The following is a 10326-nucleotide window of genomic DNA, read 5'->3' on the forward strand; positions in this document are numbered from 1 at the left end:
GGCTCAAGGAGAAGGAAGTGGGGGAGTCAGTGCGGACTCTTGCGTACGGGGCATGGCCCTCGCCCATCGACGCGGCGCTCGCCGCCGCGCACGACGGGCGCCCCGACGACGTGGGCTTCGTCGGCGACGAGGTGTGGTGGACCGCGCCCCGGCCCACCGAGGGCGGGCGGCGCGCGCTGGTGCGGCGGCACCCCGACGGCACCGAGGAGCCGGTGCTGCCCCCGCCGTGGAACGTGCGCAGCCGCGTCATCGAGTACGGCGGCCGGCCGTGGGCCGCGGTCACCACCGACGCCGGTCCGCTGGTGGTCTTCGTGAACTTCGCCGACCAGCGGCTGTACGCCTACCGGCCGGGCGGTGCCGAGCCGCGTCCGCTGACGCCCGTCTCCCCGGTCGGCGGCGGCCTGCGCTGGGTCGAGCCGCAGGTGCGCCCCGAGCGCGGCGAGGTGTGGTGCGTCCTGGAGGAGTTCACCGGCGACGGGCCCACCGACGTGCGCCGCCTCCCGGTCGCGGTGCCGCTGGACGGTTCGGCCGCCGACGACCGGGACCGGCTCCGCGAACTCACCGGCGCACGGCACCGCTTCGTCACCGGACCCCGCGTCTCGCCCGACGGGCGGCGCGCGGCCTGGCTCGCCTGGGACCACCCGCGCATGCCCTGGGACGGCACCGAGCTGATCGTCGCCGACATCGGCCCCGACGGCACCTTCCGGGACGCCCGGACCGCCGCCGGCGGCCCCGAGGAGTCGGTCACCCAGGTGGACTGGGCCCCGGACGGCGCCCTGCTGTACGCCTCCGACCGCACCGGCTGGTGGAACCTCTACCGCGACGGATCGCCGCTGTGCGCCCGCGACGAGGAGTTCGGCGGGCCGCTGTGGAAACTCGGCCAGCGCTGGTTCGCGCCCCTGGACAGCGGAGTGATCGCCGTCCTGCACGGCCGGGGCGCCGCCGTCCTCGGGATACTGGACCCGGAGACCGGCGAGGTCGTCGACGCGGCCGGCCCCTGGACCGAGTTCGCGCCCGCCCTGGCCGCGCACGGCGAGCGGGTCGCCGGCGTCGGCGCGAGCCCGCACAGCGGCTACGAGGTCGTCGAGCTGGACGCCCGCACCGGCCGCGCCCGCGTGATCGGCTCGCTCCACGAAGACGTCGTGGACCCGGCGTACTACCCCCGGCCGGAGATCCGCACCTTCACGGGCCCGGACGGCCGCGACATCCACGCCCACCTCTATCCGCCGCACCACCCGGGCTGCCGCGCGCCGGAGGGCACGCTGCCGCCGTACGTCATCTGGGCGCACGGCGGTCCCACCACCCGCTCCCCGCTCGTCCTCGACCTGGAGATCGCCTACTTCACCTCCCGCGGCATCGGCGTCGCCGAGGTCAACTACGGCGGCTCCAGCGGGCACGGCCGGGAGTACCGCAACCGGCTGCGCGAGCAGTGGGGCGTGGTCGACGTCGAGGACTGCGCGGCCGTCGCCCTCGCCCTCGCCGAGGAGGGCACCGCCGACCGGCGGCGGCTCGCGGTGCGCGGCGGCAGCGCGGGCGGCTGGACCTCCGCGGCCTCCCTGGCCACCACCGACGTCTACGCCTGCGGCACGGTCATCTACCCCATCCTCGACCTGACCGGCTGGGGCACGGGGGAGACCCACGACTTCGAGTCCCAGTACCTGGAGAGCCTGATCGGCCCGTACGCCGAGGTGCCCGCCCGGTACACCGAACGGTCGCCCGCCGAGCACGCCGACCGCGTCACCGCCCCGTTCCTGCTCCTCCAGGGCCTGGACGACGTGATCTGCCCGCCCGTGCAGTGCGAGCGGTTCCTCGCCCGCATGGCCGGCCGCGGAGTGCCGCACGCCTACCTCACCTTCGAGGGCGAGGGGCACGGTTTCCGCCGGGCGGACACCATGGTGCGCGCCCTGGAGGCCGAACTCTCCCTCTACGCGCAGGTCTTCGGGCTGGAACCGCAGGGCATCCCCGCCCTGGAGCTGACCCGGTGAGCGGGGCGGTGGAACCGACCCGGCCGGACCGGCTCGCCCCCGGCGCCCGGGTGGCCGTCGTCGCGCCCAGCGGGCCGGTGCCCGAGGAGCGGCTCCAGGCGGGCCTGGACGTCCTGCGCGGCTGAGACCTCGGCCCGGTCGTGGCACCGCATCTCCTGGACCGGCACGGCGTCTTCGACTACCTCGCGGGCACCGACACCGACCGGGCCGCCGGCCTCCGGGCCGCCTGGTGCGACCCGTCCGTGGACGCCGTGCTGTGCGCCCGCGGCGGGTACGGCGTCCAGCGCATGGCCGACCTGCTCGACCGGGAGGCGATGCGCGCGGCCGGGCCGAAGGTGTACGCCGGCTTCAGCGACGTCACCGCGCCCAGCCAGGCGCCGAGGATCTGGGACAGGTGTCGGTTTCATTCGCTCAGTCCTGCCAGCCGGGATCCGAAACGGGCGATGAGCGAGGTGCTCCGGGAGTGCCGGCTCTCCTCCCAGCGGTCGGCCACGCCGAAGAGCCGGTACATGCCGTGGACGCCCGTCCACCGCAGCGGCTCGGGTTCCCAGCGCCCGGAGCAGTGGTCGTTCCACGGCAGCCGGGTCAGCGCGGTGTCGCGGTGCTCGGCCCGGTCGAGCAGGGTACGGGCGGCCAGCCGGGTCGCCGTCACACCGTGCCCGGCGTAGCCGCGCGCGACACCGATCCTCGTGGCCCTGTCGAAGGTGATGCCGGCGCACCAGTCGCGCGTGACGCCGATGGAACCGCGCCAGGCGTGCTCGATGGAGAACGGCGTCTCCGGGAAGAACAGGCGGAGCCGCTCGCTGAGCGTGCGTACGGTGCGGGCGTCCACCCGTCCCTCGCCGGGGGTGCCGGAGTTGAAGGCGTACGGCGTGCCGCGGCCGCCGATGGCGATGCGGTCGTCGGCGGTGCGCTGCGCGTAGACGAAGGTGTGCGCCGCGTCGCCCAGGCACTCGCGGCCCTCCCAGCCGATGCGCTGCCAGACGTCCTCGGGCAGCTGATTGGTGACGACCATGGAGGAGTTGACCGGAATGACGTCGCGCGCCCCCAGGCCGCGGGCGTCGCTGTCGATCTGCCCGGAGTAGGCCTCGACACAGGCCAGGACGGTTTTGGCACGCACGGCGCCGCGCGACGTCGTGACGACGCCGGGCGCGATGCGGGTCGCGCGGGTGTCCTCGCAGATCCGCACGCCCTTGGCCCGTACGACGGCCGCCAGGCCGTGGACGAGCTTGGCCGGGTCGATCCGGACGGTGCTGCGGGTGAGCAGGCCGCCCAGGGCCGGCTGGACGGCGATCCGCCTCCTGACGGCCTCCGCGTCGAGCAGCTCCAGGTCCTGCGCGGGGTATCCGTGGGACAGGTCCGCGGCGTAGGCCGTCTCCAGGCGCTTCATCGCCGCGGGCGTGGTGGCCACCCGCAGGTGCCCTCCCCGGTGCTGGTCGGCCTCGATGCCCTCCTGTTCGAGGATGTGCAGGGTGTCGTCGACACACCGGTGCATCTCCTCCTGGAAGGAGACGACGGCCGCGGTTCCGTCCAGTCCCCGCCTGCGCGCGGCCCTGGCGTAGACGGCCCGGTTGCCGGGGATGAGGGGGGAGAGCCAGCCGCCGTTGCGCCCGGAGGCGCCGTAGCCGACCTCCTTGGCCTCGACGACGGTGATCCGCGCCTCGGGGCGTTCCGCGATCGCGTGGTAGGCGGCCCACAGCCCGGTGAGACCACCGCCCACGACGACGAGGTCCTGCTCCTGGCCGGGCAGGTCCGCCGTCGTGCGGTGGGCCTCGCCGCCCAGGTCCGCGGCGGTGCGGGCCGCCGTCATCCAGTGCGAAATCTGACCGTTGCGGTACGGCGTCATGGGCGGGTCCCGGGGGTGAGGTGCTGGGTCGGTGCGTGGCGCGACGGTGCAAAGGCTCAGTAGGTGGGTGGCGCCATGGCCCACAGGACCCGGGCCTCGTCCACGCCCGTGGTCTCGGCGACGCGGTGCGGGTCGCTGCTGCGGTAGTGGACGGAGTCCAGGGCCGACAGCCGGTGCAGCTGGTCGCGGATCCGCACGTCCACCTCGCCGGAGAGGACCAGCAGGATCTCCTCGGAGCTGCCGTGCGTGTAGGGCTCGACGCCGGTGGAACCGCCCGGGGCGAAGTGGCCGAGGAGCACCTCGAGGTGGTCGAAGGACGACGGGGTCAGCTTGATCTTCGAGGCACCCTCGCCGAACGACATGCCGTGGGCGTCGCGGAAGCGCAGTACGGGGTTGGCCGCGGTACCGCCCGCGGCGAAGAGGTCGCCGACGTTGAGTTTGAGGACCTCGCACAGCCGCTGGAGGGTGCGCACGCTGGCGTTGGCCTGGTCCCGTTCGACCTGGGACAGGTAGCCCTCGGTGACTCCGGACCGGTCCGCCACGTCCTTGAGAGTCAGGTGGAGGGCCCTTCTGCGGCGGCGCAGACGTCCGCCGATGCCGGCCGCGGGGCCGGGGTGCTCGGTCGCCATGCCGCGGCAACCTAACAACGGTTTGCCGGCAGCACAATGAATGTTGGCGGGACCGAAGAAATCTTTGCCGGCGCCGGTCCCTCTAGGCTGACCCCATGCCGCACACCCCGTCCCGCCACCTCGCCGAGGGCCCTCGCGTGGGCATACGGCACTTCACCTACGCGGACGCCGCCGAGTTCACCGCCCGGGCCCGGGAGAGCAAGGACCTGCACCATCCCTGGCTCTTCCCGCCGGACAGCCCCCAGGCGTACGACGCCTACGCGTCCCGCCTGATCGAGGACCCCACCAAGGCCGGGTTCCTGATCTGCGAGAAGGACGGGGCGGGCGGTTCCGGCGAGGGCGGGGCCATCGCCGGGTTCGTCAACATCAACAACATCGTCGAGGGCGGCTTCCTCAGCGGCGCCCTCGGCTACGGCGCCTTCGCGCACGCGGCCGGCCGGGGGCTGATGCGCGAGGGGCTGGGCCTCGTGGTGCGGCACGCCTTCGGGCCGATGCGGCTGCACCGGCTGGAGATCAACGTGCAGCCGGGCAACGCCGCCTCCATCGCACTGGCCCGCTCCTGCGGCTTCCACCTGGAGGGCTTCTCACCGAGGATGCTGCACGTGGACGGGGACTGGCGCGACCATCAGCGCTGGGCGATCACCGCCGAGACCGTGACTTCCGGTTGATCTTCATGGTGTCCAGGTCCGTCACCGTCGAGCGCAGCTCACCGAACCCGTAGCCGAGCCCGCGCAGCGTGTCCTCGGCCCGGTCCTCGGCGAGGGCGGCCGCCATCTCGTCGCCGTCCGCCGGGTCCGAGACCACCACGTACCGCATCGAGAAGTGCTTCAGCGGCGACGGCTCGTACGACAGCGACCCCTCCTCGGTGAACCGCATGCTCGTCATCCCGTGGTCACCGGCCTCGGCGAGCAGCCGGGCCCGCGCCTCCTCGGTCAGGCCCTCCCAGGTGCCCCGGACGATCACCCGGTAGGTGTGCCGCTCGCTCACGTGCCACTCCTTCGTACGTACGCCGACCGCCCGACCCTAAGCCCCCGCCCGCACCGCGCCCCAAGGAATTAAACGTGAGTCACGTCGCGTGACGGCGACCGGCTCCGACCCTGTTCACCGTGGCGGGGAGCGGCTTCCATGGGGAACCGTGACGACGATCCGACGTGAGGTACTGACCCTGCCCGCCGCGCCGCAGGGCCCGGACAATCCCCTGCCGCCGCTGCGCCCCCTGGACGAGGCGCACCGCATCGACGACCGGGACCGGGCCGGCCTGCCGCGCGACATGGCCCGACAGGTCGACTACGAGCCGCTGCGCAGCCTGCTGCCCGTCATGGTCCGGGACGGTTACGGACGCGACCGCGAGCCGCGGGAACTGGACGCGCTGGTCATCGAGAACGACCGGCTGCGCGCCACCGTGCTGCCCGCGCTCGGCGGCCGGATCGCCTCCCTGCGCCACAAGCCGACCGACCGCGAACTCCTCTACGTCAACCCCGTCCTCCAGCCCGCCAACTTCGCCCTCAACGGCGCCTGGTTCTCCGGCGGCATCGAGTGGAACATCGGCGCCACCGGACACACCACCCTCTCCTGCTCCCCCGTGCACGCCGCCCGCGTGCCCGCCCCGGACGGCGGGGAGATGCTGCGCCTGTGGGAGTGGGAGCGGCTGCGCGACCTGCCCTTCCAGGTCGACCTGTGGCTCCCGGAGGGCTCGGACTTCCTGTACGTGGGCGTCCGCGTCCGCAACCCGCACGAGCGCCCCGTGCCGACCTACTGGTGGTCCAACATCGCCGTGCCCGAGGACCGCCGGGTCCTCGCCCCCGCCGACGAGGCGTACCACTTCGGCTACGAGCGGCGGCTGCGCCGCGTGCCCGTCCCGGAGTACGACGGCACCGACCGGACGTACCCCCTGAACAGCACCTACGCCGCCGACTACTTCTACGACGTGCCGGACGGCCGGCGCCGCTGGATCGCCGCGCTCGACGAGCACGGCCACGGGCTGGCGCAGACCTCCACCGACGTACTGCGCGGCCGGAAGCTGTTCGTGTGGGGCACCGGACCCGGCGGGCGCCGCTGGCAGGAGTGGCTCACCGAGCCCGGCACCGGCGGCTACTGCGAGATCCAGGCCGGCCTCGCCCGCACCCAGCTGGAGCACGTCAGGCTGGACGCGGAGAGCGAGGTGTCCTGGCTGGAGGCGTACGGGCCGCTCGAAGCCACGCCCGACGGCGACTGGCACACCGTGCTGCGCGGCGCGGAGGAGCGGCTGGAGAGCGCCCTGCCGCGGGCCGGCGTCGACGCCGCGTACGAGGTCTGGCGGGCGCACGCCGACACCGAGCCCGGCGAGCGGCTGGCCACCGGCTCGGGCTGGGGCGCGCTGGAAGCGCTGCGCGCGGGATGGAAGCTGCCCGGCACCCCGTTCGGCGAGGACACCCTCGGCGAGGAGCAGGAACCGTGGCTCCACCTGCTGCGCACCGGGACCCTCCCCGAGACCGGACACCGCGAGCCGCCCGGCTCCACCCTGGTCGCCCGGCCCTGGCGGGACATGCTGGAGACCACCGCCGCCACCCCGCTCGCCGAGTACCACCTGGGGGTCGCCCAGTGGCACGCCGACGACCGGGCCCAGGCGGTCCGCAGCTGGGAGCGCGGCCTCAAGGGCGCCGCCGACCGCTGGCCGTTGCTGCGCTGCCTCGCCGCCGCCGACCAGGCGGACGGGCACGCCGAGCGGGCCGCCGACCAGTACGCGGAGGCCTTCGACGACCTGTGCGCGCGCCGGCCGGATCCCGGGCGAGCTTCGGACGCGGACGCCCCGGACCGGGACGGACGGTGGACGGCCGTCGCCGCCGCCCTCGGCCGCGAGGCCATCGGCGCGCTGCTCGCGGTCGGACGCACCGCCGACGCCCGCGCCGTGTGGGAGCGGCTGGACCCCGCGACCCGGACCCGCGGCCGGTTCCGGCTGGCCGAGGGGGAGTTGCTGGCCGCCGAGGGCCGGCACGAGGAGGCGCGGGCCGTCTTCGACGAGGGTTTCGAGGTCGCCGACCTGCGGGAGGGCGACGAGAGCATCGGAGCGCTGTGGGCGCGGCTCGGCGACGAACCGCTCCCGGCCCGGCACGACTTCCGGATGCGGCCGGACGCGGGGTGAGCCCGCCCGGTCCTGGGCTACGCCCGCCGGTCCACGTACTCGTAGATCGCGCCGTCCGGATGCCGGGCGATCAGGTTGCGGCCCCCGGGCGTCGGGACCGGGCCGGCGATGACGTCGCCCCCCAGCGAGGTGAGGATCCGCTGGGTCTCCTCGACGTCCGTCACCGCGATCGTCGCCGCCACCTTGCGCAACACCTCGAGCTGGGACTCGGGCCCGCTCATCAGCAGGAAGCAGCCGACCGCGGCGACCTCGACCCCGCCGCGCTCGGAACGCATGGCCCGGCCGCCGGCCAGACCCTCGTAGAAGGGGATCGCCTTGTCCAGGTCGTCGACGTAGACGCGCAGTGTGGCTCCCAGAATGTCCATGGGACGAGCCTAGTTGGCGGCGGGTGGGCCCGACTCGCGCCCCGGCCATGGAAGTTCCGCGGCCGGGTACCCGCAAGGCATGAACCGCATGGACCGCATGGAACACTTGGAACACCTGGACAAGCATCTGGTCGACGAACTGGCACAGGTGGCACGCGAGACCGTGCGCGACGAGCTGCGCGAACAGACCCGCAAGCAGCGCCGCAGGGCCACGCTGTACGCCGCGTCCGGTGCCGCCGCGCTGTACGCGGGCGCGGCCCTCGCGCTCGCCGTGGGCCTGGCGCTCGCCGTGGGACTGCCCGACTGGGCCGCCGCGCTGATCACGGCCGTCCTCCTGGGCGTCGCCGCGTACCTGCTGCGCGGTGCGGCCCGGCCCCACCCGTCGGGTCCGGGATCCGGCCACGGCGCCGGCGCTGAAGCGCCGCCCGTGCCGCCGGCCGCGCCCGAGGTGCCGCCGATGCCGCCGGTCGCGCCCACCGCCCCGGCGGGCACCCCTGCACCGGGTGGTACGGGACCGGCCGCGCCGCGCCGGGACGGCACCGACGCCGAGGGCCCGCGCGAGCGCGGCTGAGCCGCCGGACGCGGACACAGCGCCGGAAACCGGCCCGCTCGCGACGTTTGGGTGCCCTGGTCAAGGGGACGCGGAAGGCTCACGAGGTACGCGACAGCCCGGAGGCGAACCGTGAGCCGACCCCGCATCGTGATCGTCGGTGCCGGTTTCGCCGGGTACCGGACGGCCCGCACCCTGTCCCGGCTCACCCGGCACCAGGCCGACATCACCCTGCTCAACCCGACCGACTACTTCCTCTACCTGCCGCTGCTGCCGCAGGTCGCCGCCGGAATCCTGGAGCCGCGCCGCGTCACCGTGTCCCTCTCGGGCTCGCTGCCGCACGTCCGGCTGGTGCTGGGCGAGGCCGACGGCATCGACCTCGACGAGCACACCGTGCACTACACCGGGCCCGAGGGCGGCGAGGGCACCCTGCCCTTCGACCGGCTGGTGCTCGCCGCGGGCAGTGTCAACAAGCTGCTGCCCGTCCCGGGCGTCGCCGAGCACGCCCACGGCTTCCGGGGGCTGCCGGAGGCGCTGTACCTGCGCGACCACGTGACGCGCCAGGTGGAGCTGGCCGCCGCGGCCGACGACCGCGAGGAGTGCGCCGCGCGGTGCACCTTCGTCGTGGTCGGCGCCGGATACACCGGCACCGAGGTCGCCGCGCACGGCGCGATGTACACCGACGCACAGGTCCGCAAGCACCCCATGCGCACCGGTATGCGGCCCCGCTGGATGCTGCTGGACGTGGCGCCCCGGGTGCTGCCCGAGATGGACGAACGGCTCTCCCGCACCGCCGACCAGGTACTGCGGCAGCGGGGCGTCGACGTGCGGATGGGGACCTCGGTGAAGGAGGCCACGCACGACGGCGTGGTGCTGACCGACGGTACGAGCGTCGACACGCGCACGCTCGTGTGGTGCGTCGGCGTGCGGCCGGACCCGCTGGTCGAGTCCCTGGGGCTGCCCGTGGAACGCGGCCGGCTGCTCGTCGACCCGCATCTCCAGGTGCCGGGCCGCCCCGAGTTGTTCGCCTGCGGAGACGCGGCCGCGGTGCCCGACCTGACGCAGCCCGGCCAGTTCACGCCGATGACCGCGCAGCACGCCTGGCGGCACGGCAAGGTGTGCGCCCAGAACGTCGCCGCGTCGCTCGGCATCGGCGAGCGGCGGCCCTACCGCCACCGTGACCTGGGGTTCGTCGTGGACCTCGGCGGGGCCAAGGCCGCCGCCAACCCCCTCGGTCTGCCGATGTCCGGCCCGGCGGCGGGCGCGGTCACCCGCGGCTACCACCTCGCGGCGATGCCGGGCAACCGCGTCCGGGTGGCCGCGGACTGGCTGCTGGACGCGGTACTGCCCCGCCAGGCGGTGCAGCTGGGCCTCGTCCGCTCCTGGTCGGTACCGCTTGAGTCGTCGTCACCGGAGGTGGCCAGGGTGGCCGGGCGCCCGGAACGGGACGCCGAGCAGACGGCGACGACCGGGACGACCGGGAAGGACTCCCGCGCCGAGCCCGCGAAGAGCACGCCGGGCGGTGAGCGCGAGAAGAGCCGGCCCGGCGGTGAGGCGGCGAAGAACCAGCCGGGCGGTGAGCGCGCCAAGAACCAGCCCGGTGGTGAGCCTGCCAAGAACCAGCCGGGTGGGGAGCCCGCGAAGAACCAGCCGCATCCGCCCCGCGCCTCCGGTAAGCCGCGCCGGGCCGGAGAAGGCGGCGGTACGGGTCCCGCCCGGGGTTCCGGCAAGGCGCGCAAGACGTCCCGGGCGTCCGGCGGAGGCCGGGCCGCCGCCCCGTCCGGACCGACCCGGGCCGCGGGTCCGCCCGCCGACCCCGGCCCCGAACCC

General features: G+C 74.6%; 9 protein-coding genes and 1 pseudogene. 6 read left to right on the top strand and 4 right to left on the bottom strand.

All coding sequences use genetic code 11. The annotated features are described in order from the left end of the window. Nucleotides 1-17 precede the first annotated feature (17 nt). The gene (locus DMH12_RS14010) at nucleotides 18-1985 is read left to right on the top strand and encodes a prolyl oligopeptidase family serine peptidase (protein ID WP_125491901.1); all 1968 of its coding nucleotides are present in this window, start codon (nucleotides 18-20) and stop codon (nucleotides 1983-1985) included. An 8-nt stretch (nucleotides 1986-1993) separates the two neighbouring features. Beyond that, nucleotides 1994-2362 (top strand): annotated as a pseudogene (locus DMH12_RS14015) (LD-carboxypeptidase); the annotation flags it as partial. Between the two features lie 26 nt (nucleotides 2363-2388). Here DMH12_RS14015 and DMH12_RS14020 read toward each other — a convergent pair. Continuing rightward, the gene (locus DMH12_RS14020) at nucleotides 2389-3831 is read right to left on the bottom strand and encodes an FAD-binding oxidoreductase (protein WP_125491902.1); all 1443 of its coding nucleotides are present in this window, start codon (nucleotides 3829-3831) and stop codon (nucleotides 2389-2391) included. A 56-nt stretch (nucleotides 3832-3887) separates the two neighbouring features. Further along, on the bottom strand, nucleotides 3888-4460 hold the full coding sequence (locus DMH12_RS14025; RefSeq protein ID WP_125491903.1) for an XRE family transcriptional regulator: 573 nt from the start codon (nucleotides 4458-4460) through the stop codon (nucleotides 3888-3890). A 95-nt stretch (nucleotides 4461-4555) separates the two neighbouring features. Between DMH12_RS14025 and DMH12_RS14030 the strand changes: the two genes are divergently transcribed. Continuing rightward, complete coding sequence (locus DMH12_RS14030; RefSeq protein ID WP_125491904.1) at nucleotides 4556-5128, top strand: GNAT family N-acetyltransferase; 573 nt, start codon at nucleotides 4556-4558, stop codon at nucleotides 5126-5128. Here DMH12_RS14030 and DMH12_RS14035 read toward each other — a convergent pair. Then, nucleotides 5100-5447, bottom strand: a complete 348-nt coding sequence (locus DMH12_RS14035; protein WP_125491905.1) for a DUF6204 family protein — start codon at nucleotides 5445-5447, stop codon at nucleotides 5100-5102. The two genes, DMH12_RS14030 and DMH12_RS14035, sit on opposite strands and share 29 nt — an antisense overlap. A gap of 148 nt (nucleotides 5448-5595) precedes the next feature. Here DMH12_RS14035 and DMH12_RS14040 point away from each other — a divergent pair, with 148 nt between their 5' ends. Then, nucleotides 5596-7581 (top strand): DUF5107 domain-containing protein, encoded by a 1986-nt coding sequence (locus DMH12_RS14040; RefSeq protein WP_125491906.1) that lies wholly within the window; start codon nucleotides 5596-5598, stop codon nucleotides 7579-7581. A 17-nt stretch (nucleotides 7582-7598) separates the two neighbouring features. Here the strand turns inward: DMH12_RS14040 and DMH12_RS14045 are convergent, their stop codons facing one another. Further along, a complete protein-coding gene (locus DMH12_RS14045; protein WP_125491907.1) occupies nucleotides 7599-7946 on the bottom strand; it encodes a VOC family protein in 348 nt (115 codons plus the stop codon). 88 nt (nucleotides 7947-8034) lie between these two features. Here DMH12_RS14045 and DMH12_RS14050 point away from each other — a divergent pair, with 88 nt between their 5' ends. Next, a complete protein-coding gene (locus DMH12_RS14050; protein WP_125491913.1) occupies nucleotides 8035-8517 on the top strand; it encodes a phage holin family protein in 483 nt (160 codons plus the stop codon). Nucleotides 8518-8628: 111 nt separating this feature from the next. Continuing rightward, the coding region (locus DMH12_RS14055; RefSeq protein ID WP_125491908.1) for an NAD(P)/FAD-dependent oxidoreductase at nucleotides 8629-10326 on the top strand (1698 nt) is incomplete at its 3' end.

Origin of the sequence: Streptomyces sp. WAC 04229 (genome assembly GCF_003947455.1) — a bacterium.
In the GTDB taxonomy this organism is placed as follows: domain Bacteria; phylum Actinomycetota; class Actinomycetes; order Streptomycetales; family Streptomycetaceae; genus Streptomyces.

Excerpts from the sequence above, each read along its gene's own strand:
- DMH12_RS14045 (WP_125491907.1), bottom strand. The coding sequence starts at position 7,946 with ATGGACATTCTGGGAGCCACACTGCGCGTCTACGTCGACGACCTGGAC.
- DMH12_RS14025 (WP_125491903.1), bottom strand. The coding sequence starts at position 4,460 with ATGGCGACCGAGCACCCCGGCCCCGCGGCCGGCATCGGCGGACGTCTG.
- DMH12_RS14030 (WP_125491904.1), top strand. The coding sequence starts at position 4,556 with ATGCCGCACACCCCGTCCCGCCACCTCGCCGAGGGCCCTCGCGTGGGC.
- DMH12_RS14050 (WP_125491913.1), top strand. The coding sequence starts at position 8,035 with ATGGACCGCATGGAACACTTGGAACACCTGGACAAGCATCTGGTCGAC.
- DMH12_RS14020 (WP_125491902.1), bottom strand. The coding sequence starts at position 3,831 with ATGACGCCGTACCGCAACGGTCAGATTTCGCACTGGATGACGGCGGCC.